General features: G+C 61.5%; 27 protein-coding genes. 15 read left to right on the top strand and 12 right to left on the bottom strand.

The window, feature by feature from the left end; genetic code table 11:
- The first annotated feature begins 23 nt into the window (after positions 1 to 23).
- From ACN0SW_RS04170 to ACN0SW_RS04135, 8 genes are all read left to right on the top strand, one after another.
- Positions 24 to 1,172, top strand: a complete 1,149-nt coding sequence (locus ACN0SW_RS04170; protein WP_417726642.1) for a TRAP transporter substrate-binding protein — start codon at positions 24 to 26, stop codon at positions 1,170 to 1,172.
- Between the two features lie 104 nt (positions 1,173 to 1,276).
- On the top strand, positions 1,277 to 1,783 hold the full coding sequence (locus tag ACN0SW_RS04165; protein ID WP_417726641.1) for a TRAP transporter small permease: 507 nt from the start codon (positions 1,277 to 1,279) through the stop codon (positions 1,781 to 1,783).
- Positions 1,784 to 1,794: 11 nt separating this feature from the next.
- On the top strand, positions 1,795 to 3,120 hold the full coding sequence (locus ACN0SW_RS04160; protein WP_417726640.1) for a TRAP transporter large permease: 1,326 nt from the start codon (positions 1,795 to 1,797) through the stop codon (positions 3,118 to 3,120).
- Between the two features lie 9 nt (positions 3,121 to 3,129).
- Positions 3,130 to 4,437 carry a histidinol dehydrogenase gene (gene hisD, locus ACN0SW_RS04155; protein WP_417726639.1) on the top strand — a complete coding sequence of 436 codons (1,308 nt, stop codon included), beginning with the start codon at positions 3,130 to 3,132 and terminating at the stop codon, positions 4,435 to 4,437.
- Entirely contained in the window at positions 4,430 to 5,188 is a 759-nt protein-coding gene (locus ACN0SW_RS04150; protein WP_417726638.1) for an SDR family NAD(P)-dependent oxidoreductase, read from the top strand. Before hisD ends, ACN0SW_RS04150 begins: the two co-directional genes overlap by 8 nt.
- Entirely contained in the window at positions 5,185 to 6,168 is a 984-nt protein-coding gene (locus ACN0SW_RS04145) for a zinc-dependent alcohol dehydrogenase (RefSeq protein WP_417726637.1), read from the top strand. Before ACN0SW_RS04150 ends, ACN0SW_RS04145 begins: the two co-directional genes overlap by 4 nt.
- A gap of 16 nt (positions 6,169 to 6,184) precedes the next feature.
- The gene (locus tag ACN0SW_RS04140; RefSeq protein WP_417726636.1) at positions 6,185 to 6,589 is read left to right on the top strand and encodes a universal stress protein; all 405 of its coding nucleotides are present in this window, start codon (positions 6,185 to 6,187) and stop codon (positions 6,587 to 6,589) included.
- A gap of 9 nt (positions 6,590 to 6,598) precedes the next feature.
- On the top strand, positions 6,599 to 7,711 hold the full coding sequence (locus ACN0SW_RS04135; RefSeq protein WP_417726635.1) for an alpha-hydroxy acid oxidase: 1,113 nt from the start codon (positions 6,599 to 6,601) through the stop codon (positions 7,709 to 7,711).
- 17 nt (positions 7,712 to 7,728) lie between these two features.
- On the opposite strand, the gene ACN0SW_RS04130 is transcribed toward ACN0SW_RS04135, so the two are convergent.
- Together ACN0SW_RS04130 and ACN0SW_RS04125 are read right to left on the bottom strand one after the other, a co-directional pair.
- Positions 7,729 to 8,862: a transporter gene (locus ACN0SW_RS04130; protein WP_417726634.1), complete on the bottom strand. Its 1,134-nt coding sequence runs from the start codon at positions 8,860 to 8,862 to the stop codon at positions 7,729 to 7,731.
- Between the two features lie 310 nt (positions 8,863 to 9,172).
- Positions 9,173 to 9,628, bottom strand: coding sequence for a hypothetical protein (locus ACN0SW_RS04125; protein WP_417726633.1), 456 nt, complete (start codon positions 9,626 to 9,628; stop codon positions 9,173 to 9,175).
- A gap of 381 nt (positions 9,629 to 10,009) precedes the next feature.
- On the opposite strand from ACN0SW_RS04125, the gene ACN0SW_RS04120 reads away from it, so the two are divergent.
- Positions 10,010 to 10,771 (top strand): Hint domain-containing protein, encoded by a 762-nt coding sequence (locus tag ACN0SW_RS04120; protein WP_417726632.1) that lies wholly within the window; start codon positions 10,010 to 10,012, stop codon positions 10,769 to 10,771.
- Between the two features lie 13 nt (positions 10,772 to 10,784).
- Here ACN0SW_RS04120 and ACN0SW_RS04115 read toward each other — a convergent pair whose 3' ends face one another.
- Positions 10,785 to 11,285 carry an Lrp/AsnC family transcriptional regulator gene (locus tag ACN0SW_RS04115; protein WP_417726631.1) on the bottom strand — a complete coding sequence of 167 codons (501 nt, stop codon included), beginning with the start codon at positions 11,283 to 11,285 and terminating at the stop codon, positions 10,785 to 10,787.
- A 197-nt stretch (positions 11,286 to 11,482) separates the two neighbouring features.
- On the opposite strand from ACN0SW_RS04115, the gene trxB reads away from it, so the two are divergent.
- Positions 11,483 to 12,427: a thioredoxin-disulfide reductase gene (gene trxB / locus ACN0SW_RS04110; protein ID WP_417726630.1), complete on the top strand. Its 945-nt coding sequence runs from the start codon at positions 11,483 to 11,485 to the stop codon at positions 12,425 to 12,427.
- 81 nt (positions 12,428 to 12,508) lie between these two features.
- Here trxB and ACN0SW_RS04105 read toward each other — a convergent pair whose 3' ends face one another.
- The 3 genes from ACN0SW_RS04105 to ACN0SW_RS04095 form a co-directional block, all read right to left on the bottom strand.
- Positions 12,509 to 13,774, bottom strand: coding sequence for an ABC transporter permease (locus ACN0SW_RS04105; RefSeq protein WP_417726629.1), 1,266 nt, complete (start codon positions 13,772 to 13,774; stop codon positions 12,509 to 12,511).
- The gene (locus ACN0SW_RS04100) at positions 13,771 to 14,580 is read right to left on the bottom strand and encodes a taurine ABC transporter ATP-binding protein (protein ID WP_417726628.1); all 810 of its coding nucleotides are present in this window, start codon (positions 14,578 to 14,580) and stop codon (positions 13,771 to 13,773) included. Before ACN0SW_RS04100 ends, ACN0SW_RS04105 begins: the two co-directional genes overlap by 4 nt.
- Positions 14,581 to 14,665: 85 nt before the next feature.
- The gene (locus tag ACN0SW_RS04095; protein ID WP_417726627.1) at positions 14,666 to 15,664 is read right to left on the bottom strand and encodes an ABC transporter substrate-binding protein; all 999 of its coding nucleotides are present in this window, start codon (positions 15,662 to 15,664) and stop codon (positions 14,666 to 14,668) included.
- Between the two features lie 428 nt (positions 15,665 to 16,092).
- Between ACN0SW_RS04095 and ACN0SW_RS04090 the strand changes: the two genes are divergently transcribed.
- Together ACN0SW_RS04090 and ACN0SW_RS04085 are read left to right on the top strand one after the other, a co-directional pair.
- Positions 16,093 to 17,490: an aspartate aminotransferase family protein gene (locus tag ACN0SW_RS04090; protein ID WP_417726626.1), complete on the top strand. Its 1,398-nt coding sequence runs from the start codon at positions 16,093 to 16,095 to the stop codon at positions 17,488 to 17,490.
- 141 nt (positions 17,491 to 17,631) lie between these two features.
- Entirely contained in the window at positions 17,632 to 18,207 is a 576-nt protein-coding gene (locus ACN0SW_RS04085) for a HupE/UreJ family protein (RefSeq protein ID WP_417726625.1), read from the top strand.
- Between the two features lie 16 nt (positions 18,208 to 18,223).
- On the opposite strand, the gene ACN0SW_RS04080 is transcribed toward ACN0SW_RS04085, so the two are convergent.
- From ACN0SW_RS04080 to ACN0SW_RS04055, 6 genes are all read right to left on the bottom strand, one after another.
- On the bottom strand, positions 18,224 to 18,682 hold the full coding sequence (locus ACN0SW_RS04080) for a phage regulatory CII family protein (protein WP_417726624.1): 459 nt from the start codon (positions 18,680 to 18,682) through the stop codon (positions 18,224 to 18,226).
- A gap of 112 nt (positions 18,683 to 18,794) precedes the next feature.
- Positions 18,795 to 19,916 carry a beta-ketoacyl-ACP synthase III gene (locus tag ACN0SW_RS04075; protein WP_417726623.1) on the bottom strand — a complete coding sequence of 374 codons (1,122 nt, stop codon included), beginning with the start codon at positions 19,914 to 19,916 and terminating at the stop codon, positions 18,795 to 18,797.
- A 136-nt stretch (positions 19,917 to 20,052) separates the two neighbouring features.
- The gene (arfB, locus tag ACN0SW_RS04070; RefSeq protein ID WP_417726622.1) at positions 20,053 to 20,475 is read right to left on the bottom strand and encodes an alternative ribosome rescue aminoacyl-tRNA hydrolase ArfB; all 423 of its coding nucleotides are present in this window, start codon (positions 20,473 to 20,475) and stop codon (positions 20,053 to 20,055) included.
- A gap of 56 nt (positions 20,476 to 20,531) precedes the next feature.
- Positions 20,532 to 21,884, bottom strand: coding sequence for an MATE family efflux transporter (locus ACN0SW_RS04065; protein ID WP_417726621.1), 1,353 nt, complete (start codon positions 21,882 to 21,884; stop codon positions 20,532 to 20,534).
- On the bottom strand, positions 21,877 to 22,386 hold the full coding sequence (locus ACN0SW_RS04060) for a PaaI family thioesterase (RefSeq protein WP_417726661.1): 510 nt from the start codon (positions 22,384 to 22,386) through the stop codon (positions 21,877 to 21,879). The genes ACN0SW_RS04065 and ACN0SW_RS04060 overlap by 8 nt, the downstream gene beginning before the upstream one ends.
- A complete protein-coding gene (locus ACN0SW_RS04055) occupies positions 22,386 to 22,808 on the bottom strand; it encodes a PaaI family thioesterase (RefSeq protein WP_417726620.1) in 423 nt (140 codons plus the stop codon). The genes ACN0SW_RS04060 and ACN0SW_RS04055 overlap by 1 nt, the downstream gene beginning before the upstream one ends.
- Before the next feature lie 118 nt (positions 22,809 to 22,926).
- Between ACN0SW_RS04055 and ACN0SW_RS04050 the strand changes: the two genes are divergently transcribed.
- The 3 genes from ACN0SW_RS04050 (at position 22,927) to ACN0SW_RS04040 (ending at position 25,681) form a co-directional block, all read left to right on the top strand.
- A complete protein-coding gene (locus ACN0SW_RS04050; protein ID WP_417726619.1) occupies positions 22,927 to 23,295 on the top strand; it encodes a MerR family transcriptional regulator in 369 nt (122 codons plus the stop codon).
- Between the two features lie 171 nt (positions 23,296 to 23,466).
- The gene (locus ACN0SW_RS04045) at positions 23,467 to 23,868 is read left to right on the top strand and encodes a MerR family transcriptional regulator (protein WP_417726618.1); all 402 of its coding nucleotides are present in this window, start codon (positions 23,467 to 23,469) and stop codon (positions 23,866 to 23,868) included.
- 34 nt (positions 23,869 to 23,902) lie between these two features.
- Positions 23,903 to 25,681: an acyl-CoA dehydrogenase C-terminal domain-containing protein gene (locus tag ACN0SW_RS04040; RefSeq protein WP_417726617.1), complete on the top strand. Its 1,779-nt coding sequence runs from the start codon at positions 23,903 to 23,905 to the stop codon at positions 25,679 to 25,681.
- Positions 25,682 to 25,688 lie beyond the last annotated feature (7 nt).

Raw genomic sequence — 25,688 nt, 5'->3', positions numbered from 1 at the left:
TAAATCTTCAGGGAGGAGATACGATGAGTGAAGACATGAAAGAGCTTGCGTCAGAAGAGCGGCGCAATTTCCTGAAACTGGCGACAACCGGCAGCTTTACCGCTGCTGTTGTGGCGGCGGCGGCAGGCACGCTGTGGTCATCCGAAGCGGTCGCGCAGACCGCCAATGAAGAGCGCGAGCGCGAGGCAGCAGCAGAGCATGTGATGACGCTGGCCACGGAATATGTGGTGGGCACCACGCGCAGCTATCCGATGATACAGCTCGATGTGAAAGAGAACCTGCAAAACGCCTCGAACGGCAAGATCTATGTCAAGCTGGCCCCCGGTGGGCAGTTGGGCGTGGGCTCGGCCTTGGCGCAAAAGGTGCAGGGCGGCACGATCAATGCCGGGCAATTCTCGTTGTCGAACTTTGCCCCCTTCGCCCCGGCGGTCGATCTGATCAACATGCCCTATTTCTGCGGGGCCAATCAGCGCTTCGTCAATCTTGTGACCTCTGATATCTGGAAGAAAGAGGTGAATGCGCTGGTCGAGGCGCGCGGCTTCAAGCCGATGTTCTATTTCTGCATCGACCCGCGTGTGATGGCGGTGCGCAAGGGCGGCGGTGGCCCGATCATGACCCCGGCTGACCTGCAAGGGGTCAAGTTCCGGGTGCCCGGTTCGCAGATGTTGCAACAGTTCTACCGGATGGGCGGGGCCAACCCGACGCCGGTCGCATGGGGCGAGACGCCCTCGGCGATCAAGCAGGGTGTGGCCGATGCGCTCGACCCGGCGGTGGGTGCGCTCTATGCCTTTGGCTTCAAGGATATTCTGAGCCATGTCACCTTCACTCAGGCGGTGCCGGACAGCCAGACCTATGCCTGCAACCTCGAATGGTACAACACCCTGTCCAGCGATGTGCAGGAGGCGATCGAATGGGCGTCCGAGATGAGCTTTCATCAGAACCTCGCCAAGGTACCCTCGTCGCGTACCTTTGCGATGGCCGAAATGGCCAAGTCGGGGGTGGAATTCCATTCGCTGAACGCCGATCAACTGGCCGAGTGGAAGGACACCGTGGGCTATCAGCGCTCTGAGTGGGATAGCTTCAAGACCGAACTGGCCGGTTCGATGGACACCTTCGACAAGCTGGTCGAGGCGGCGGGCACGACGGGCAAATATTACGTCCACGACGCCTGAGCCGATACCCACCGGGCGCGCGCCATGGCCGCGCCCGGCCTTTGCAATGAGGACGACGGAACGGACAGGACCGCCCTGCGCGACCTGAACCGGAGAGGTTTGACATGCTCAGCACACTAGACCGCAATCTGGAGCGATGGGCGCTTCTGATCTTTTACATGATGCTGGTCGCCACCATGGCGATCGAAGTGATCCGGCGCGAGGTGTTTGCCTATTCTTCGGTCTGGGGCGAAGAGATCGTGCGCTACGCCTTCATCTATCTGGCGTGGATCGGCGCGGCGGCGGCGGTGCGCGAACGTGCGCATATCCGCATCGACGTGCTGATGCATTACGTCGGACCACGGACCAAGGCGGCGCTCTATATTTTTGGCGATCTGGTGATGGCGGCAGTGGCCGTCGTGGCACTCTACTGGTCGTGGGAGACGGTTCTGGTCTCGGCCAAGTTCGGGTCGGTCAGCGCGGGCCTGCGGGTGTCCATGGTCTGGTTTCTCTTGGCGGTGCCGGTGGGCTTTGGCCTGATGCTCTTGCGCCTTGTGCAATCCTTCCTGCGCGATTTGCGCGCGCTTCGTGACGGCACACCCGTTCACGAAGGCAATCAACTGTTCGACTGAGGGGGCGCGTCATGTGGAATACATTTGCGCAAACCGTCGATCTGGGCTGGGATTTCTACGGGCCGGTGATCCTGTTTGTGGTGCTGGTGGCCTTGGCGGTGCCGATCTGGGCCGCCATTGGCTCTGCTGCAATTGTGATGCTGATGTGGTCTGGCGCGCTGCCACTCAGCCTCGTGGGCGAGAGCCTGTTTGACGGGATCGACGCCTTTGCGCTGACGGCTGTGCCGCTCTTCATCCTGACCGGCGACGTGCTGGTGCGCACCGGGCTCAGCCGCAAGTTTCTGAATGTCGCCGAGGCGCTGACGCAGTTTGCCAAGGGCGGATTTGGCTCTGCTACCGTACTGGTCTGCGGCATGTTCTCAGCCATCTCCGGCTCGGACGCGGCGGGGGCGGCAGCCGTGGGGCGGATGACCATCGACCGGCTGGTCGAGAGCGGATACCCGCGCCCCTATGCCTGCGCGCTGGTGGCGGCGGGGGCTTGCACCGGCATCCTCATCCCACCGTCGATTGCCTATATCATTATTGGCCTCGTCTTGGGTATTTCCGCCTCGACACTCTTTGTGGCGGCGCTCATTCCGGGGATGCTGATCCTGTTGTCGATCCTGATCACCAATATCGTGGTCAACCGCATTTATGGCTATGAAGGCGGCGGCAATGTCGGATTTGCTGAGTATTTCACCAATCTGGGCCGCGCGCTGGCGTCAGGCTGGTATGCGTTCATCGTGCCGGGGATCATTTTCTACGGCATCTTCTCGGGCCGTCTGACCCCGACCGAGGCGGGCGCGACGGCGGTTGTGGTCACGGTGATCCTCGGCTTTATTCTTGGCACGTTCAAACTGGCGGATTTTCCCGCCACGCTGATCAGTTCGGCCAAGGTCAACGGGGTGATCCTGCCGATCATCGCCTTCTCGCTGCCCTTGGCGCAGGCGCTGGCGATTATGGGTGTGCCGCAAGGGTTTGTGACGGCGGTCACAGGCCTTACCGATGAACCGGCGGTGTTGATCCTGTTGATGATCCTGATCCTCATTGCGGCGGGCTGCGTGATGGAAACAACGCCGAATATCGTCATCCTTGCGCCCATTCTGAAACCGCTCGCCGACAATATCGGCATGAACGAGATTCAGTTCTGCGTGATGATGATCACCGCGCTGGGCGTGGGTTTCATAACGCCGCCCTTGGGCCTCAACCTCTTTGTCGTGTCCGGCATCACCGGCGAATCCATTCTGCGGATCGCATGGCGTGCGGTGCCCTTCGTGTTCTTCATGCTGATCGTGGTGCTGCTGATTGCCTATATCCCGGCGATTTCAACCACGATGCTCCCCGATATCTACAAATAGGAACCTGTGATGACCCGTGAATACCTGAAGAAAGCAACCCTGACCTCGACCTCCAATGCCGGCGATGTGCATGAGACGGTGCAGGGGATTCTGGCCGACATCGAGGCGGGGGGCGATAAGGTGGCGCTGGAATATGCCGCCAAGTTCGACCGCTATGAGGGCAACATCATCCTGACGCCCGAAGAGATTGCCGCCGCCACGGCGTTGGTGCCGGACAAACTCAAGCGGGATATCGAGTTTGCCCATGCCAATGTGCGCCGCTTTGCGCAGGCTCAGCGTGAAACGCTGTGTGATATCGAGGTCGAGGTGGTGCCCGGCCTGATTGCGGGACAAAAGAGCATCCCTGTCCATGCGGCGGGCTGCTATGTGCCGGGCGGGCGTTATAGCCATATCGCCAGCGCCATCATGACCGTGACCACTGCCAAGGTGGCGGGTTGCCAGCATATCGTCGCCTGTTCGCCGCCCCGCCCCGGTGTAGGCGTGGCCCCGGCGATCATCTATGCGGCGCATATCTGCGGGGCCGATGTGATCATGGCGATGGGCGGCGTGCAGGGGGTTGCGGCGATGACCTTTGGTCTCTTTGGCCTGCCCCCGGCGAACATTCTTGTCGGTCCCGGCAATCAGTTCGTGGCCGAGGCCAAGCGCATTCTCTTTGGCCGCGTTGGCATCGACATGATCGCAGGCCCGACCGACAGCCTTATTCTGGCTGACGCGACTGCCGATGCGATGGTTGTGGCCACCGATCTCGTGGGACAGGCCGAGCATGGCTATAACTCGCCTGTCTGGCTGGTGACGGACCATCGTCCGCTGGCAGAGGAGGTCATGCGCCTTGTCCCTGATCTCATCGCCGATCTGCCAGAGGTGAACCGCGACAACGCCGCCGCCGCATGGCGCGATTACGCCGAGGTGATCCTCTGTGCGGATCGCGAGGAAATGGCGGCCACCTCTGACGATTACGCACCAGAACATTTGACGGTACAGGCTGAGGATCTGGATTGGTGGCTGGGGCGGCTGACCTGCTACGGCTCTTTGTTCCTTGGCGAAGAAACCACCGTGGCCTTCGGTGACAAGGCATCGGGCACCAACCATGTTCTGCCCACATCCGGGGCGGCCAGTTACACCGGGGGGCTGAGCGTGCATAAATACATGAAGATCGTCACATGGCAGCGCGCCACCCGTGAAGGGGCCAAACCCGTGGCCGAGGCGACCGCCCGCATTTCGCGTCTGGAAGGGATGGAAGGGCACGCGCGCACCGCCGATATTCGCCTGCGCAAATACTTCCCCGATGAAATCTTTGATCTGACCGCCAATGGCTGAACCGGGCCTCTTTGACGTCGCGGGCCGTGTCGCGCTGGTCACAGGCGCAAGCGCGGGCCTTGGGCGGCGCGCGGCCACGGTCTTGGCGCAGCACGGTGCGCGCGTGGTGGGGGTGGCCCGCCGCGCCGATGCGTTGGCGGACTGGCAGGCAGAGGTGGGCGCGCAAGGTACCGTGATTGCGCATGATCTGGCGGATCGCGACAACCTCGGGGCGCTGGCCGAGCGCGCGGCGGAACCCTTTGGTGCGCCCGACATCGTGGTGCATGCCGCAGGCATCAACACCCGGCAGGCGGCGGATGAGGTGACACCCGAGGGCTGGGATGTGACGCTCTCGCTCAACCTCACCGCACCATTTTTTCTCAGCCAACACCTTGTGCCCGCGATGCGGGACAAGGGCTGGGGCCGGATCGTCAATTTCGCCTCGCTGCAATCATTCCGCGCCTTTCAGGGCGGCATCGCCTATGGGGCCAGCAAGGGCGGCGTGGCGCAGATGACCCGTGCGATGGCCGAGGCATGGTCGCGGCACGGTATCAACGTCAATGCGCTCGCCCCCGGTTTCGTGCGCACGGAATTGACCGCGCCGGTGTTCAATGACCCCGAGCGCGCGGCGCGCAACGCGGCGCAGACCTGTATCGGGCGCAATGGCGAGCCTGAGGATATGGACGGGCCGCTGCTCTTTTTATGCTCGGAGGCGTCGCAGTATGTCACCGGGCAAATCCTGATGCTGGATGGGGGGTTCACCGCAAAATGAAGGCTTTAGTCTATACCGGGCCAGAGACGCTCGATTATCGCGATATGGCCGATCCGGTGCCGCGGGATGGCGAGGCGCTGATCCGCGTCGAGAGCGTGGGCATTTGCGGCTCGGATATGCATGCCTATCTGGGCCATGACGAACGCCGCCCCGCGCCGCTGGTGCTGGGCCATGAGGCGGCGGGCGTGGTGCTGAGCGGCGCGATGCAGGGCCAGCGCGTGACGGTCAATCCGCTGGTGACATGTGGCACCTGCCCCGCGTGCCTGTCGGGCCGGGACAATCTCTGTGCCACCCGTCAGATCATTTCGATGCCCCCGCGTGAGGGGGCCTTTGCCGGGCTTCTGGCCATGCCAGAGCGCAATCTCATGCGCCTGCCAGATGATGTGACCACGCATCAGGCGGCGCTGGCCGAACCGATTGCCTGCGGCTGGCACGGCGTGCGGCTGGGGCGTGCGGTGCTGGGTGATGGCCCGCACCGGGCGCTGGTGCTGGGCGGTGGCGCGATTGGTCTGGGCGCGGCGCTGAGCCTTGCCGCCCAAGGGATCACCGATGTGACGATGGTCGAGCCGCATGCCGCGCGGCGCGCTTTTCTTGAACTGCGCTGCGATCAGAAAACGCTTGCGCCCGACGCGCTCGACCCGGCTGAGCAGTTCGACATCGTGGTCGATGGTGTGGGCTACGAGGCCACGCGCGCGCAGGCCTCGGCCCATGCCCGCCCCGGCGGTGTGATCGTGCATATCGGCCTTGGCCAATCCGCCGGAGGTCTCGATATCCGGCGCATGACCCTGCAAGAGATCACCTTTATCGGCACTTATACCTATACCGCACAGGATTTCCGCGACTGCGCGCAGGCGATGTTCGACGGGCGCTTGGGCGCGCTCGACTGGATCGAGGAACGGGCGCTGCGCGACGGTGCCCGCGCCTTTGCCGATATTCGCGCCGGGCGCGTGACCCGCCCCAAAATTATCCTAGTCCCCTGAAACGGAGCCCAGAAAAATGTACCGTAAAATCATTGTCGGCCTGTCACTGGAACATGGTATCAGCGAGGCGGCCTTGGAAATCGCCCGCGCCCTGAGGGCCGAGGGGGGCGACATCATCGCGCTGCATGCCTATGAACCCGTTCAGGGTTCGGTGCGCGCCTATCTCGATGAAGAGGTGATCGAAGGCGCTTATAAGCGTGCGCAGGCCCTTTTGGCCGAGCGTGTGGCGGGGGCGCCGGATGTCACGCCGGTGATGCTACAGGGGCATTCGGGGCGGGCAATCACCGATTATGCCGCGAAACATGGCGCAGATTGCATCATCGTCGGCTCTCACAAACCGGGGCTCAGCGATTTCCTTTTGGGGTCCACGGCAGCGCGGGTGGTGCGCCATGCGCCCTGCGCCGTGCATGTGATGCGCTAGGGCGCGCACATGGGGGCCGATGCCATTCATTCCGCCGAGGATGCCCGCCGACTGGCGCGGCGACGCCTGCCTTGGATGGTGTTCGACTACATCGACGGCGCGGCGGGCGAAGGGCATGGCGAGGCGCTGAACCGCACCGCCCTGCGCGATCTGCGTCTGAAACCGCGCGTCCTGTGCAATGTGGCCAAGCGCGACCTGTCGCTTGATGTGTTCGGGCACGCGGCCCGTGTGCCCTTTGGCATCACGCCCATGGGCATGTGCAACCTCAGCACGCCGGGCGCTGATCTCATGCTGGCGCGGTTGGCGGCGCGGGATCGCGTGCCCTTGGGGGTCTCGACGGTCGCCTCGACGCCGCTCGAACAGATGATCGAGGTGGCCGAGGGTCACGCGTGGTTCCAGCTTTATTTCAGCGGCGATGGCAGCGGCACCATGGCGCTGGTCGAGCGGGCGCGCGCGGCGGGGTATCAGACCCTTGTCGTTACCCTTGACGTGCCAGAGGTGGGCCGCCGCCCGCGCGAATTACGCCACGGGTTCAAAATGCCGTTCAAAATCGGCCCGCGTCAATTTGTCGATTTCGCTCTGCATCCGCGCTGGTCCTTGGGCACGCTGCGGCATGGCAAGCCCGAAATGGCCAATTTCCGCGATGGCGGGTTCGACCGCACCGCCAGCCGGGCGGCGGCGGATTGGTCCTATCTCGACCGGCTGCGCGCGGCTTGGCCCCGCAAGCTGGTGATCAAGGGCGTGCTCGACGCCGAGGACGCCGTGCGTCTGCGCGCCGCCGGGGTCGATGCCATTCAGGTATCGAGCCATGGCGGGCGACAGCTTGACGGTGCGCCACAGCCAATCCTGATGCTGGCCGAGATTCGCGCGGCGCTTGGCCCTGATTTTCCGCTGTTCTTCGATTCCGGCCTGCGTTCGGGCGAGGATATCGTCAAGGCACATGCCATGGGGGCGAATTTCGCCTTTCTCGGGCGGCCGCTGCTCTTTGCCATGGCGGCGGGAGGAGAGCGCGGGCTGCACCGGCTCTGGCAGGTAATGACCGAGGAAATAAGCCTGACACTGGCGCAACTGGGGCGCACGGATATGTCAGGGCTGGCGCACAGCCTGCGGCGCGCGGCCTGAACCGCGCGCCGGGCCGCTCAGAAGGCGTATTGCCAGCCGAGCGTGGTGGTCCAGTCGGTCTCAAGCTGAAGCCCGTTGAGATCCTGATAGACCGGCGCGCCGATTTCCAGCGCGAGGCGATGGCCGCGCAGCGCACCCCGCTGCGCCACGAGGTTGACCCCGGCAAACAGCGTCACGGTCTCGCCGCCGTAATTGTCGGGATCGAGGGTGGGCGAGGGCCCGACCATCCGCGAATCGCGCCCGCTGACCTCAGCGACGCTCTTGGCCTCGATCCGACCCGACAGGCTGATCCACGGCTTGGGCTGATAGCTGGTCCAACTGGTCAGCGCCACCTCATTGCCCAAGTGATAGCCGTTGTTCTTGCCGGTGCGGATCACACCGCTCAGCTGCGCCCCCCAGCCGGTATTGCCGGAGCGCGCGCTATAGGTCAGCCCGGGCAAGAGATCGAGAGTGCCCGAACCAAGCTGCATCCCGTAAGGCATGCGCATGTTCATCTGCATCCCGTTGGGGGCCAGCACCGTGGCGCGTTCGGTCGTGGAGCCGGTCGGCAAGCTCACACCGAAATTCAGGTGCAGCTTGTGATTGCCCCAGGTTCCAAGCCCGTAGAGCGCGGCGAGTTTGAGATCGCCCCAGCCCTCGGACTGGGTGTTGAACGTGCCCAGCCGCACGGTCCCGGCAGGCCCGGCAAAGGTGATGTGATCCATCTGCTTGATCACATAGGGCAGCATCGCCATCAGGCTGATCTGGTCATTGGGCGCATACATCGCGCCAAACATATGCATATCCATGGTCATGCTGGTGGGCACAACCCGGATATTGGGCGGTTGGCCCGGCAGGCCGAAAAATGCATTGGGCGTCACCGCCACCTGCTCGGGGCTCAGCCCGTTGGTGCCGCTGCGATAGCCTTCCATGTCCATATGCATGAAACGATAGGACAGCATCACTCCGCCGGTCTTGTGGCGGTGTTCGCCCATCACGCCAATGGGGGCATGGCCATCGGCGCGCAGCGGTGGCAGGTCGGTCACGCTGACGCGCAGCCCGTCCTTGGGCGCGGTGGGGGCGGCGCCGTCATACGCCGATGCCGGTGGGGTGGAAAGCCATAGCGCAAGCGCGGCGCAAACTGCACCGGCACGCAGGAAAACCTGTGTCATGGTCTTAGTCTCTTGTCTTGAGGTCGACGTCAAAACATGGGGGCGCACACTGCGCCCCCTCGCTCTAACATATCAATCAGTTGAAAATTTGGTCACACTCAGAAGCCAATTGGGGCTGGCATGGGCCACGCGGGATCTGATCCTCCGGCCTGTCCCGCCATCTGGCCCGCTGGAGACGGTCCGGATGGCGGTAAGCATGGTGGAAAGATCATGCGAGGGACGTGTCCCTGTCACCGAAGGTCCCGCTGGAGAGGTGCTCTGTCGATCAACGGCGGAACACACGGGGTAGACCCGGTGGCACGCATGCCAGCTATCCCAGGGCCACCACGGGTGGCGCGCGCGGATTATACCCACCGGGCAGATTGCCCGCCTCCACGCGCATGTCGTCAAAAACGCGGACGACACGCGAAAAAACCAAATTCTGTGCCTGAGGCGCGATGACGATATCCGACAGCGCAAGCGGCGACTTAAAGAACGGGCAGGGCGTGTTGAGATGCGCGCGGTCATGCTCGGTCGCGGTCTCAGAAGCAGGCAGGCTCAGCGCCTCTGATTGCTCCTCGACCAGACACAACTCTCCCCCAAGGGCAGCCGCCTCCAGCTTGATCAGCTCTTGCGTATGACTTTGCGCACGCGCGACACCGGCCAATTCGTGATGACAGTCAACGGCGGCGGCGGTGGCGACCCGGACACCCAGCAACAGAACAAGAAGCGCGGGTCCAAGACCAGCCCCCCTCAATCCGCGCAGCAAGCGTCTAAATGTCATCATAGCCAATGCCTGTTCGCCAAATTCGCGAACCGTTTTCTGAAACCCGTTTCATTCTCGCGCGACTCATAATTTCTGAACCGCAGATATATTCAAAAAACAGGATACTATCCCCGCCGCCATTCCGTCAAGCCGCCGCTTGAGGGGGGGGGATGATTCGCTTCAGGCTCTTGCAAATTGTGGCAAGCTCCCCGGTGTTTGTGGGAACAATATCGCCCCATTGCCGAAACTTGACGCGTTGCGCGAACAATGATCCCGAAAAATTGACGTAAAGATCGCGGAACCCGCATATACTTGCAGTAACGTAAACAGATTTTGTCCATCTGTCGTTGTCGGTGGGGGCCGACGCGGTTGTGACATCCTTGCGACTGAGGTGACACAGCAATGACCATCCCCCGTTTGACGGCCGACGCCGCCTATTCCACACCCGTGCACCGCCTTTCGGCCATGCCAGATGTCGCGCGGTTATCGCAGCGCAAGTATATCAGCCAATGGCTGACCCCCGAGGGTCAGATCGAGAACCAAGAGCAGATGGCCCCGGCATTGCCGCTGTTTGATGCAGCGCATTCTGCCTTTGCGCGCGGCACGCTTATCACCACCACGCGCGGCCCGGTCGCGGTCGAGGATCTCTTGCCGGGTGATTTCTTGCCCACGGCGCATGGAGCGCTGCCAGTGATCTGGATCGGCCAGATGACGCTTCGCCCGGATGAAATCATTCAGCGGCGTGTCAATCTGACCCGGGTCATGGCGGATGCCTTTGGCGCCGGACGCCCGATGCTGGATCTTCTGGCGGGTCCCGGTGCGCGTATCCTGACCCGGCCACGCAGCCTGCGCGCCAGCATCGGCTCGGATCATGTGCTTAGCCCGGCGCATGCGATGGCGGATGGGATGCATACGTTTCGCGTGACACCGCCGCGTGCGGTGACGCTCTATCACATCTGCCTGCGTCGGCACGCGCTCATCACCGCCAACGGGCTCGAAGTCGAGAGCTTTCATCCCGGGGCCGGGTTCGAGCGCGACGTAGGCCCGACGATGCTGAACCTGTTTCTATCGTTCTTTCCGCATATCCATGAGCCGCACCAATTCGGACCATTGGCGCATCTGCGCCTGCCGCTCGATGCGCCGGATACGCTGATCGTGGCCTGAACGCGGCCCGGTGTCAGGCAGATTGACTCAGCCGCGCCTCAAGGATCTCAAACGGGACGCCGGGGTCATCCTTGGCGCCGCGAATGACCAGTGAGGTCTTGACGCTGGCGACGTTATCCGCCGCCGTCAGTTCCTCGGTCAAGAACCGCTGAAAGGTGCTCAGATCAGGGGCGACGCATTTGAGGATGAAATCCACCTCGCCGTTGAGCATGTGACATTCGCGGACCAGCGGCCATGCCCGGCAGCGCGCCTCAAAGGCGCTCAGATCTGCCTCGGCTTGGCTTTGCAGGCCCACCATGGCAAACACCTGCACCTCAAAGCCCAGCTCGCGCGGGTCGACATCGGCATGATAACCACGGATATAGCCCTGTTCCTCCAACGTGCGGACGCGGCGCAGACAGGGCGGGGCCGAGATACCAACCCGCTTGGCCAACTCCACATTGGTCATCCGGCCATCAGCCTGCAACTCCGCCAAAATCTTGCGATCAATTGGATCAAGACGGGACGAGGCCATGGTTCACTCCTTGTTGGATTTCGCGATTGTTATAGCATTGTGGTCTGCATGCGCAATTATGTTTCGCCTATGCGCAAGATCATTTCTTGACTGAACTGCGCACACCGCGGGCATATCGGCCTTGCAAGGGGTTACATGCCCCGTTCTGCAGGGCTATATCATGCGCCAAATCTGCAGATCACATGAGAGAGACCCCCATGTCCGACACTCGTCACACCAAATGCCTGATCATCGGTTCCGGCCCCGCTGGTTATACCGCAGGCGTCTACGCCAGCCGCGCCATGCTCTCGCCCATTCTGGTGCAGGGGATCGAACCGGGCGGCCAGTTGACCACCACAACCGAGGTGGAAAACTGGCCCGGCGATACCGAGGTGCAGGGCCCCGACCTGATGGTCCGCATGGAGGCGCATGCCAAGGCGATGGGCTGTGAAATCATCGGCGATATCATTTCCTCACTCGATCTTGACAGCCGTCCCTTTGTCGCCAAGGGCGACAGCGGCACCACCTATACCGCCGATGCGGTGATCCTCGCCACCGGCGCGCGCGCCAAATGGCTGGGCCTGCCGTCAGAAGAGGCGTTCAAGGGCTTTGGCGTCTCGGCCTGCGCCACCTGTGACGGGTTCTTCTATCGCGGACAGGAAATCGTGGTGATCGGCGGCGGCAATACGGCGGTGGAAGAGGCGCTGTTTCTCACCAATTTCGCCTCCAAGGTTACGCTCATTCATCGCCGTGACGAATTGCGCGCCGAAAAGATCCTGCAAGACCGGCTTATGAAGAACCCCAAGATTGAAACGCTGTGGTTTCACACGCTGGATGAGGTCTTTGGCTCCGATAACCCCAAGGGCGTCGAAGGCGTGCGCGTGAAACATGTCGAAACCGGCGCAATCACAGAAATCCCCTGCAAGGGTGTGTTCATCGCCATCGGTCACGCCCCGGCGAGTGAGTTGGTCAAGGACACGCTCGAATTGCACAACGGCGGCTATGTCAAGGTCGCGCCGGGCAGCACCCGTACCTCGGTTCCCGGCGTGTTTGCTGCGGGCGATCTGACCGACCATGTCTATCGTCAGGCGGTGACTTCGGCGGGTATGGGCTGTATGGCCGCGCTCGATGCCGAGCGGTGGCTGGCTGAACACCAAGGCTGAGAACGGGCGCTCGGCGTGGGAATACTGCGCGGCGTATGTGGCCGCGCAGCTCATTTCTAGGGGCCGATTAGGCCCTTGGCCTCAGACCCGGCCCTTCCATGGTACCAGCCAGTTTTCGGCCTTGCGCATCAGGATGTCGATGCCATAGCCGATGACCCCGATCAAAATGATCCCCATCAGCACGATATCGGTAAGCTGAAACCGCGACGCGACCATGATCATCATGCCTGCGCCCTTTTCAGCAGCGACCAGTTCGGCGGCGACCACCGTACCCCAACAGACCCCCATGGCGACACGCGCGCCGGTAAAGATCTCGGGCAGGGAATTGGGCACGATCACATGGCGCATGAGTTGCCATTTGGACGCGCCCAGCGAATAGGCCGCATGCACCTTGGAGATTGCCACCCCCGACACGCCCGCACGCGCCGAAATGGTCATGATCCACAGTGCCGCCAGAAACAGCAGGATGATCTTGCCGCTCTCACCAATCCCGGCCCAGATGATCACCAGCGGGATAAGGGCCAGCGGCGGCACCGGGCGCATGAATTCGACAATCGGATCGAACCAGCCCCGAAACCAGTCGCTGAGCCCCATGGCATAGCCCAGCGGAATCCCCACCAGCGCGCCCAAGGCAAAGCCGACGATGACCCGGAACAGCGACCAATAGAGATGTTCCCAGAGGGTGAAATTCTGATAGCCCTGTTTTGATACTTCGATCAGGCGCGACACCACATGCTCGGGCGGTGGCAACCAGATCGGCTCCATCTGCATGCCCTTGGCGGGCGCAAAGTTCAACGAGCCTTTGGCGGTCACGGCAACCGTGCCATCGGCCACATTGACGGTCTGGCCTGCCTCTACCGGCTTGCCATCAATCGCCACGACAGATGCGCCCTGATCGCGCGTCACCTCGTCATTCTTGTCCATCAACAAGAGCTGCGAACGCCACGCACCCACCGTCAGCACATCGTTCTTGGCGATGCCCTCGCCGGGCTCGATCGCGGGGGTCTCCACGGTCTCCCCCACCTTAAAGACCCGCACCGTGACCGTCGCATCGTCGCGCGTGCCGTCCGGCCCCTCCAGCGTATAGGTGAATTCGGTATCGCCCACGAAGGGGCCGGGGGCATGCACGGGCACCCATTTGCTGCCGGTGAACGCGCCCCAGAGCAGGAAAATCGTCACCACTGAAATCACGCTCGCCCAGCGATCCGGGCGCACCGCGCTTTCGTCGCCAAAGGTCACGGTCTTGAGCGAGGTGAAATCGTTCATCTGCCGGAATTTCCGCACGCCAAAGCGCACAACGAAAAACGCCGCCGTGAAAACTGCGGTATAGATAATCAGAATGATCATGCGCCCGCCTCCTCTGCCCGGCCCATGATCTCTTCTTCCATGTCCCAGATCATCGTCAGGATTTCCTCTCGCTTGGCACCGAAATCGGGGTCTTTCTTGACCTCCCGCAGATCCTTGCCCGCGCCCGTATCAGCAAAGGGCAGGCGGTATTCCTTGTGAATCCGCCCCGGTCGCGGCGCCATCACCAACAGCCGCTCGCCCAAGAGCAGCGCCTCTTCGACAGAGTGGGTGATCAGGATGATCGTCTTGCCGGTCTCTTTCCACAGCTTGAGCACCAGCCCCTGCATCTTTTCGCGCGTCAGCGCATCAAGTGCGCCAAGGGGTTCGTCCATCAGGATGACATCGGGATCATTCGCGAGGCACCGCGCCAGCGCCACGCGCTGCTGCATGCCGCCGGACAACTCGTACACTGCCTTTTCCTTGAAATCGCGCAGACCCACGACATCCAGCAGATGATCCACGGTGCCACGCCATTCCTTTTCCCGCTTGCCAGCCATGCGCGGACCAAAGCTCACGTTGTCACGCACGCTCATCCATTCAAACAATGCGCCTTGCTGAAACACCATGCCGCGTTCTGCATCCGGGCCGGTCACGCGATGACCGTTCAGCGTGATCTGCCCCTCGGTGGGGGCCAGAAACCCGGCGAGGATATTCAAGAGCGTGGTCTTGCCACAGCCCGACGGGCCCAGCACGCTCATCAATTCACCGGTCTTGATCTCAAGCGAGACATTCTGCAACGCCTGCACATGGCTCCCATTCGGCAGATCAAACCGCATCGAGATATTTTCGATGGAAAGTGTCGACATCCCCACCCCCTGTTGTTTTCTCGGTTTGTTGGGCAAAGGCCCGCCCTGTTTGCGGGGCGGGCCTCGTACCGTCTGTCAGACGGGATTACATGCCGTTGGCTGCCGCCAGCGGACCTGTGTTGACGTTGCTTTCATAGGTGGCCAGCGCCGAATCGATGCTGCCTGCCTCGACGAACACTTCCGCCACGCCTTTCATGAATTCCTGCGCGCCGCCGCCCAGCCATTTGGCGGTCAGTTGCTCTTCGGCAGTGGGGAATACAAAGGTGTCGATCGTTGCTGCCGTAGCCTCAAGATCCATACCGCTGTCCTTGGCGATGATCGGCAGCATCTCGTCACGATTGGCCGGATCGGCCCACATCGCGTTGGCATCTGCGGTCACTTTCAGGAACTTGGCGACCAGATCAGGATTTTCTGCGACAAAGGCCGCCGGGCCGGATGTCACGTCAAATACCAGAATGCCCAGCTCTTCCTTTTCCGCCCCTGTGAGCAGCACATTGCCATGCTCCAACGCGCGGCGCAGTGAACCGCCCCAGCCGCAGAACATGTCAACCGCGCCCTGCGCTATGGCGGCGGCGCCTTCTGGCGGGGCCATGTTGACCACGTCCATGCTGCCGATATCCACGCCAAAATGGTTCATCTGCTTGAGGAACCCGTAATGCGCGGCGGTGCCCAGCGGCACGGCAACCTTCTTGCCGGCCAATTCGCCTGCGTTGGTCTTGTCGATCTCAAGGGCCGAGGCGACGACGCAATTGTCATTGTCGGCATAGCTCACGGCCACGTCGAGGGTCTGCAAATCCTGCCCGGCGCTCGTGGCCACCACAAAGGGCGGCACGCCCTGGCTCACCGACAGATGCACATCACCGCTTGCCATCGCCGCGCTCATCGCGGTGCCGGTGTCAAACGCACGCCAGTTGACCTTGACGCCCATTTCCTTGTCATAGGTGCCCATTTCCTTGGCATACTGGAATGGCATCGGCCATTCGAGGAAATAGGCCACGGTGATCTCCTGTGCTTGGGCCGCGCTGGCCCCCGCGAGAAACGCCGCGCCAGCTACAGCCGACATCAGTTTGTTCTTCAGTTTCATCTTGTCTTCTCCCGTTGATTTTAGTCGTTTTTCTGTTTCACACCGCACGTTTCGGCGGGTTTCTCCTGCGGCCGGGCCTATTGTCTAAGTCTCACCCCGGAACAGGCAACAGCCAAGAGTGAACCCTATCCACAGGCACCGATCAACGCAATTATAGCAGAGCTAAGATCATTTCAGTAAATCCGAAAAGAGGTTTTCGGATAGCCTGAAACTACAGGCATCATGACGTTGTTAGGTGAAAAATCGAAATTCTCCAGATGGTTACAACCAGACTCGCACAGTCACAGGTATTTCTGGACTTAATTAATGGTTTGGTTTGGACCTAACGAAGTGCCCCAATTCTTGGCTGATATGATCTCAGGACAACCTGTGTCATATACCTGTGGCCCGCGCCCCTGCGCTGGGCCTTAACCTGATGGAGCATCGCCATGGACGGCAAACTTCGCGACAACGACATTTCTCATGTGGTCGAGGCCGACCGCGCACATGTCTGGCATCACCTGATTCAACACGCCCCATGGACTGCGGTCGAGCCCAAGGCCGATCCCCGCATCATCGTCGAAGGGCGTGGCATGCGTGTCTGGGACCAAAAGGGCAAAGAACATCTCGACGGCGTGTCGGGTGGCGTCTGGACCGTCAATGTGGGCTATGGCCGCGAACGCATTGCCAATGCGGTGCGCGATCAGTTGATCAAACTGCCCTATTTCGCCGGATCCGCAGGCTCGATTCCCGGCGCGCTCTTCTCCGAGAAGCTGATTTCGAAAATGCCGGGGATGAGCCGGGTCTACTATACCAACTCCGGCTCCGAGGCGAATGAAAAGGCCTTTAAGATGGTTCGCCAGATCGCGCACAAGCGCTATGGCGGCAAGAAGCACAAGATCCTCTACCGTGACCGTGATTACCACGGCACCACGATTGCCTGTCTCTCTGCGGGCGGTCAGAACGAGCGCAATGCGCAATACGGCCCCTACACCCCGGGCTTTGTCCGGGTGCCGCATTGCCTTGAGTATCGCGCGCAATGGGATTTGGAGGGCGAAGAATACGGCCTCGCCGCTGCCAATGCGATCGAAGAGGTGATCTTGGCCGAAGGCCCCGACACCATCGGCGCGCTCTGCCTTGAACCCGTGACCGCCGGGGGCGGCGTGATCACCCCGCCCGTGGGCTACTGGCCCCGCGTGCAGGAGATTTGCCGCAAATACGACATCCTGCTGCATATCGACGAGGTGGTGTGCGGCGTTGGGCGCACCGGCACTTGGTTTGGCTATCAGCATTACGGGGTCGAGCCGGATTTCGTGACCATGGCCAAGGGTGTGGCCTCGGGCTATGCCGCCATCGCCTGCTGTGTGACCAACGAACGCGTGTTCGACATGTTCAAGGACGACACCACCGATCCGATGAACTATTTCCGCGATATCTCGACCTTTGGCGGCTGCACCGCCGGGCCGGCTGCGGCGCTGGAAAATCTGGCGATCATCGAAGAGGAAAACCTGCTCGAAAACACCGTGGCCATGGGCGATTACATGCTCGACCAATTGGCGGCCCTCAAGGACAAGCACGCGGTCATCGGTGATGTGCGCGGCAAGGGGCTGTTTCTCGGTGCCGAACTGGTCAGCGACCGCGCCAGCAAAGAGCCGATGGACGAAAAGCGGGTGCAGGCCGTTGTGGCCGACTGCATGGCGCAGGGCGTGATCATCGGGGCGACCAACCGCTCGATTCCGGGGTTCAACAACACGCTGTGCTATTCGCCCGCGCTGATTGCCACCCGCGATGACATCAACCATCTGATCTCAGCCACAGACGAGGCCCTGACCCGGGTCTTTGGCTGATATCGCAACAGAGTTCACAACTCTGACCCGGCATGCACCCGCGTGCCGGGTTTTTTGTTGCGACTTGCTCCCGCTCTCCCCATCTTGCGGCACAGGCGCGACTCACCCCGAGGCGCCGGTTGACCAAATAAGGACCGCCCCATGAAATATAGCCTCGCCCCGCTCATGATCCTCTTGGCCACCCCAGCGGCGGCGCATCTGCCCGAGGGCGAATACGGGTCGTTCCTCGCCGGGGTTACCCATCCGCTCTTTGGGCTGGATCATGTGCTGGCGATGATCGCTGTTGGGCTCTGGGCGGCGCAAATCGGCGGCCGCGCGCTCTGGGCTGTTCCCAGTGCGTTTGTTCTGTCGATGCTGGTCGGGTTTCTGGTGGCTCTCACCGGCCTGTCGCTCCCGCTTGTCGAACCGATGATCCTTGCCTCGATCATGGTGCTTGGCCTTGTGGTGGCGTTTGCCCTGCGCCCCGTGCCGGGGCTGGCCATGGCTGCGGTCGCCGTCTTTGCGCTCTTTCACGGTCACGCCCATGGCGGTGAACTGGGTCAGGCGCAAGCGCTGCACTTCGGAGCGGGGTTTGCCATCGCCACCGCAGTCCTGCACGCGGCGGGCCTTCTCATCGCCTTTGCCGCCGCGCGCGAGACGCGTCATACCAGCGCCCTGCCGCTGCGCCTGATGGGCGGGGCTACGGCGCTTGCGGGGGCCTATATCGCCTTTGGCTGACCGATGCCGAGCTGCCTCAGGTCACTTCTTCCTCAAGATGCAGCTTCATCTCGATCAGAACCTGCTGCAACTGTGTCGTCTCGCGCAACAGCCGCTTGGCCTCGTTTACGGTGATCCGGCCATCCGCGATGCTCTGCTGATACTCGGCCATCAGCAGGGCAAACCGCTGGGATAGCGCGATCACGTCGCTGTTCACGCTGGTCCGCTCCTGCGTGTTGCGCCGCTCTCCGATCAGGCTCAGGCTGACGCCGCACAACTCGGCCAGCGCGCTTGTGACATGCGGATAGCTGGCGGTGGCCTCAAGGGCTGCCACGGCATCGACCGGCATGAACCGGTCGGCGTGCTCTTCATGGTCGGAATAATAGCGCCCCAGCGTGGCCTTCGACTTGCCCGTCAACTTGCAGGCCGCTTCGATCCCTACATCTTTGACCAAGGCTTCGGTGTGCTTTTTCAGGTAACTTCCTGTCGTTGACATCGGCATTCCCCAACTCTGCCCCGCATCCACGGGGCTACCCTTACTCGATTTCCAATTACTGACTTTGCCGCCTGATGTCATTTCCAAACTGAACCAAGGGCTTGCGTGTGGCTTACCCCCGTTCCACCAGAACCGACCCCACCGAATAACCCGCGCCAAACGAACAGATCAGCCCCCGGTCGCCCGGTCGTAAATCGTCGGAATATTTCGAAAAGGCGATGATCGACCCGGCAGAGGATGTATTGGCATAATCCTGAAGGATATTCGGCTGCTCCTCCGCCTCAGGCACCCGGCCCAGCACCTTGCGACCAATGAAATCGTTCATCGCCTTGTTCGCCTGATGCAACCATAGCCGACGCAGATCGTCCGGTGCCACGCGCTCGGCCTCCAGATGTGCCAGAATATGCGCCGATACCATCGGCAACACCTCTTTAAAGACCTTGCGCCCCTCCTGCATGAACTGCATGTCGCGCCGGTCCATCAACCCGTCAGGCCGGGTGCGGCGCAGGAATCCGTTGTTGTTGCGGATGTTGTTGGAAAACTGCGTGGCACAGCGGGTGGAGCGGATCACAAAATGCGGCCCCTTGGCCTCGTCCGCCGCCTCAATGAGAACGGCGGTGCAGACATCGCCAAAGATGAAATGGCAATCACGGTCGCGCCATTCCAGATGCCCCGAGCAAATCTCGGGGCTGACCACCAGCGCCCGGCGCGCAGAGCCGCCCCGGATCATATCGGCCGCGGCCTGAATCCCAAAGGTGGCCGAAGAACAGGCGACATTCATGTCAAAGGCAAAGCCCCCCGCCCCCAAAAGCTGTTGTATCTCGATGGCAATCGCGGGATAGGGCCGCTCGTGGTTCGACGCGGCGCAGATGATCAGATCGACCTCAGAGGCGGTCCGCCCCGCCTGTGCCAGCGCCTCTGCGCAGGCCTCCATCGCCATTTCAGCCATGATCCCCGGCTCGTCATCGCGGCGTTGTCGCAACAGCGGATGCATCACTTCGGGGTTCAAAACCCCAGATTTGTCCATCACATGCCGCTGCTCGATGCCCGAGGCACTGACGATGAATTCGGGCGACGAGAGGCCCTTGGCCTCAATCTCGCCCGCTGCAATTTCCGACGCATGCCGCGCGTTGAACGCTTCGGCATAGGCGTTAAAGGTTGCGACCAGTTCCTCGTTGGTGATCACCTCGGGGGGCGTAAAGACGCCTGATCCGGTGATTGCGGGCAGACCCATTGGCACTCTCCTTAAAGGTTCGATCAGATCACCTTAGTCCTGCCGCGGCGTCAAGCACGACGTCGCGCCACCTCGGCGCAGGCATCTGCCGGGCGGGCCACCTCCGAAGGAGGTCTGCACTAGGATAAAACCGGGCTCAGTCCTCTCCGCCCACCTGACCGCGCAGCGCCTTGACTTCGCCACGCTGCTTTTTGGCGGCGAGGCGGCGCTTTTTCGATCCCAGCGTCGGCTTGGTCGCCACCCGCCGCTTGGGCGCAACCGAGGCTTGGCGGATCAAATCGGCCAGACGCTCGCGCACAATCTCGCGATTGCGGGTCTGGCTGCGGGTCTCGTCGCATTGCAGCACGACCGCCCCCTCCTTGGTCCAGCGCCGCCCGGCCAGACGCCTGAGCCGGGCCTTGACCGGCGCGGGCAGGTTGGGTGAACGCTCAGCCTCGAAACGCAATTCGACAGCGCTCGACACCTTGTTGACGTTCTGCCCCCCCGGCCCCGACGCGCGCATGAACTGCTCGGTCAATTCCCAGTCCTCGATGGCGATCTGATCGGTGATGTGCAGCATGGTTCCCGCCCTGTCTGTTCAGCATCCGGCAGGCGCTGCGAACTGGTGCCGCGACCTTACAAAATCGAGGGGGATTTTGTAAGGTCTGTAAGGTCGGCCGCTGCCCGTTCCAGCGCCGGATAACGCAGGCCGAGTGTGACGCCCCGCGCCACAAAACTGATCAACAGTGCCAGCCAGAGTCCGTGGTTTCCATAAGCGGGGGTGAGCAAAGCCGCCGCCAGCCCATAGATCACAAGGCTTATCGCCATCATATTGCGCATGTCGCGGCTGCGCGTGGCGCCAATGAATACCCCATCCAGCATAAAGGCGGCCAAGCCTAGAATTGGCGTAAATACAATGTAAATCAGATAGTTGCGTGCCTCTGCCTGCACCTCCGGCGCCTTGGCCATGAGATCAATCAGCGCCCCGCCGAAACAGGCAAAGACCACCGCCAATGCTATGCAAACCACGATCCCCCAAACGCTCGTCAACAGCGCCCCGCGCCGCAAATGCACCACAGAGCGCGCGCCAAACGCTTGCCCCACGAGCGCCTCGGCGGAAAAGGCGAAGCCATCAAGCGCATGTGAGGTGATGCTCAGAAACTGCAAAAGAACCTGATTTGCCGCCAGTGTGACATCGCCAAAATTGCTGCCCCAGAACAGGAATGAGACGAAAATAATCTGCAACATCAATGACCTGAGCAGGATGTCGCCATTGACTGAGGCCATGTTTTTCAGCCGCTCGCGGTCAAACACCCGCGGCCAGTCGCACCACGCCGGCACCGCAAAGGCATCACGGCAGAACCAGAATCCCAACGCCAGACCGCCCCATTCGGCGATCACCGTCGCCCGTGCGACACCGGCGACACCCCAGTCGAGCCCCAGTACAAACCACAGATCCAAAAGGATATTTATCCCGTTCATCACCAGCTGCAGCAGCAAAACCGCCCGCGTTCTCTCCTGCGCGATGAGCCAGCCGGTCATGCCAAAGAGTGCAATCATCGCAGGCGCACTCCAGACCCGGATCGCCATATATTGCCGGGCGAGGGTTTCGACCTCTTCGCTGGCCGGGGAAATCTGAAAAGTTACATGGAAAACAGGTGCTTGCAGGATGATCAGGGCCAGTCCGCCGGCGAATCCGATCATCAGCGCACGGGTCAAGAGGGCCGCGACCTCGCCCACCTGTCCCGCCCCCTGTGCCTGACTGGTAAGCCCTGTAGTGCCCATCCGCAGAAAGCCGAAAATCCAATAGATTCCGGTGAGTATCACTGCGCCAATGCCCACGGCCCCAATCGGCGCCGCTGCCCCCAACTGTCCGACAACGCCGGTATCCACCGCGCCAAGGATTGGTACCGTAGCGTTGGAGATGACGATGGGAATGGCGATTTTCAGGACACGGGCATGCGTGACCGCCCGTGCGATCTCAGCCATCGCGGCGCGGCATCAGAAAATGCCCCGTTGCTTGGGCAAAGGGGCGGCTGCGATTATCCTGCCATGCCTCGACATGCACGCTCGCATAGCGGCGGCCAGAGCGGTTGACCTGTGCCCGCGCATAGGCATCCCGTGGCAGGCCGGATCGCAGGTAATCCACTGTAAAATCAATGGTTTTTGGCAGGCGTGGCAGCTTGCCTCGGACCACTGCCTCGGGATCGAACTGACCGCTTTCGATCTCTTCCCAGAGCATGCCCCAGCTCAGGCCAATGATCGCCGTGATTTCCAGAAACGCCGCCGTCGCTCCGCCATGCAGTGCGGGCAGCATCGGATTGCCGATCAGCTTGTCCTCAAAGGGCATAACCGCCGTTAGCTCATCCCCCCGCCGATCGAACTGCACCCCGAGAAAGCCGATATAGGGCACGCCTTCCACCAGCGCCTTCAGCGCCGCATCGCGCCGTTGCTTGACCACCTGCACAGGTTCGGGACGGGGCCGCGCCATCATTTGCCCTCCACAGTAAAGGTGCCGGTCGCGGTGGCCACGGGGCGTGCGTCATCCTCATCCATCGCGCGGGCACGAACAAAAGCTACGGAGCGCGTGATATGATAGCATTCCGCATGCGCGCGGATCATCTGCCCCGGTGTTGCCGGGCGCATATAGTCAATGCGCAGATCAATCGTGGCGGTGCCACCGGGAGAGGCCGGATGGCTCATGGCCGCCGCCCCGCAACAGGTGTCCATCAGGGCCGACACCGCGCCACCGTGGATCACCCCGGTTTCCGGATCGCCGACAAAGCGCGGATCGTAATCCATTTCGATGTCTGCCGTACCTTCCCCGACATTGGTCAGCCGCATGCCCAATGCCAGAGAGTGCGGGATTGCCTCCATGAATTGCCGCGCGATTTTGTTCTTGGCGTCGGTCATCTTGCCCCCTGGGTATCGTGATGCCCTCTTTATGATCCTGAAATACCCAAAGCTGCAAGACCAGCGGTTGCACGCGCCGCGTCTTGGTCCTAACGTCAATTTAGTGAGGGGGCTAACCATGTCGGATAAGAAACTGTCCTTCAAGGAAATGTGCGGGACCTATGACGTCACGCCGCGCACCCTACGGTATTATGAATACATTGAACTTTTGCAGCCCGAGCGCGACGGGCGCGCGCGCTATTATGGCCCGCGTGAATGCGCCCGCATGACCCTGATCCTGCGCGGACGCAAATTCGGCTTTGCGCTGGAAGAGATCCGGCAATGGCTGCTTATTTACGAAAATGAGGGCACGAATGCACAAATGCGCAGTTGGATTGACCTCGCTGACCGACAATTGGCAGAGTTGGCAGACCAACGTCGGCAAATCGACGAGGCGATGGCCGCATTGAAGAAATTGCGCGACGATACCGCCTCCAGTCTCGGATAAATCCCTGACGTAGGGGAAAGAAAATTTCCCGTTTGCCCCGCTTACCTTGCCTTATCTTACGTCAACCTAAAAGTGACGCGACGTAGTGGTTACGTAAAGCGGCGTCGGTGTTGTAACCAACATCCATGTTCCGCAGATTGTCGGTAAATGCGCAGTGATATGGGTGATCCTATGACCGACGATACGATGACCATTCGCCAGATGTGCGAAGCGTTCGATGTGACGCCCCGCACCTTGCGATTTTATGAAGCCAAAGAGCTGCTCGCCCCCCGGCGGATCGGGCAAAAGCGGCTCTTTACCCGGCGTGACCGGGCCCGGTTGAAACTGATCCAGCGCGGCAAGCGTTTTGGTTTCAGCCTTGAGGATTTGCGCCAGTTGCTCGACCTCTATGACAAGGGGGATCAGCAACACAGCCAGATTGCCCGCACCTATGATGTGGCGCGGATGCGTCTGGCCGAGATGGAGAAACAGCGCGACGAGCTTGACGCTGCAATCGGCGAGCTGCGCGAACAGATGACTTGGGGCGAGCGTATGCTGGCCTCGCTCAAGACCAGTAAAAACGCCGCCGAATAATCCGGTCCGGCACCTGTTTTAGGGAGAGAGACATATGCCAAGCTACACCGCCCCTACCCGTGACATGCAATTCGTGCTGCACGAGGTTCTGAACGTGTCTGAGCAGGCCACGCCCGGTTATGCCGAGCTTGAGCCTGACTTTACCAAGGCCGTTCTGGAAGAGGCAGGCAAGATTGCATCCGAAGTGCTCATGCCGCTCAATGCGGTGGGGGATACTGAGGGCTGCGTTCTCGAAAACGGTGTTGTGCGCACGCCCACTGGCTTTAAAAAGGCGTTCGAGCAGATGAAAGAGGGCGGGTGGACCGCGCTCGATCTGCCCGAGGAATTCGGCGGGCAGTACATGCCTTATGTCCTCGGCACTGCCGTGGGCGAGATGTTTTCGGGCGCCAATCAGGCCTTTACCATGTATCAGGGCCTGACCCATGGTGCAGCTTCTGCGATTCTGGTGCATGGCACTGAGGATCAGAAACAAACCTATCTGCCGAAAATGGCGTCTTGTGACTGGACCGGCACCATGAACCTGACCGAGCCGCATTGCGGCACTGATCTCGGGCTCATGCGGACCAAGGCCGAACCGCAGGGCGACGGCAGCTACAGGATCACCGGGCAAAAGATCTTTATCTCGTCCGGCGAGCATGACATGGCCGACAACATCATCCATCTCGTGCTGGCTAAAATCCCCGGCGGACCCGAAGGGATCAAGGGCGTGTCGCTCTTCATCGTGCCGAAGTTCATCGTCAAAGGAGATGGCAACCTTGGCGATCGCAACGGCGTGACCTGCGGCAAGATCGAGGAAAAGATGGGGATTCACGGCAATTCCACCTGCGTGATGAACTATGATGGCGCGACCGGCTGGCTCTTGGGCGAAGAGCACAAGGGCATGCGCGCTATGTTCACCATGATGAACGAGGCCCGCATCGGCGTCGGCATGCAAGGTCTGGCACAGGCCGAGGTCGCCTATCAGAACGCACTCGCCTATGCCAAGGACCGGCTTCAGGGCCGTGCCGTGACCGGCACCGAAAACCCCAATGGCCCCGCCGATCCGCTGATCGTGCACCCGGATATCCGCCGTTCGCTGATGGATCAGAAGAGCTTTATCGAGGGCGCGCGCGCCTTCCTGCTCTGGGGCGCGGAGCTGATTGACCGCTCGCATCGCGGGGATGACGCCGCCGCGGAAGGGCTGGTTTCGCTGATGACACCGGTGATCAAGGGCTTTCTGACCGATGAGGGCTATGACATGACCGTGCTGGCACAGCAGGTTTACGGCGGTCACGGCTATATCGAGGAATGGGGCATGTCGCAGTTCACCCGCGACGCCCGGATTGCCATGATCTATGAGGGGGCCAACGGCGTTCAGGCGCTCGATCTGGTGGGCCGCAAGCTGGCGCAGGACGGTGGCAAGCACGTCATGGCCTTCTTCGATCTGGTCAAAACCTTCCTCAAGGAAAACGAAGGCAACGATGCGCTCAAGGCTGATTTCCTCGATCCGCTCAAGGCGGCCTCCAAGGACCTGCAAGCCTCTGCCATGTTCTTCATGCAGAATGGGATGAAGAACCCCAATGCAGCACTCGCGGGCTCCTATGACTTCATGCACCTCTTTGGCCATGTCTGCCTTGGGCTGATGTGGGCGCGGATGGCCCGCGCTGCGCATGCGGCGCTGGAGGCGGGCGGATCGGATGAGGCGTTCTACAAGACCAAGTTGGCGACGGGTCGTTTCTATATGAAACGCCGCCTGCCCGCGACGGCGCTGCATCTCGCGCGCATCCAGAGCGGGGCCGATACTGTCATGGCGCTCGACGCCGAAGCGTTCTGAGGAGAGA

Source organism: Roseovarius sp. (genome assembly GCF_048262375.1).
Taxonomy (GTDB): Bacteria; Pseudomonadota; Alphaproteobacteria; order Rhodobacterales; family Rhodobacteraceae; genus Roseovarius.
The sequence above is the reverse complement of the archived record's forward strand: the minus strand, read 5'-3'. Positions and strand labels throughout refer to the sequence as shown.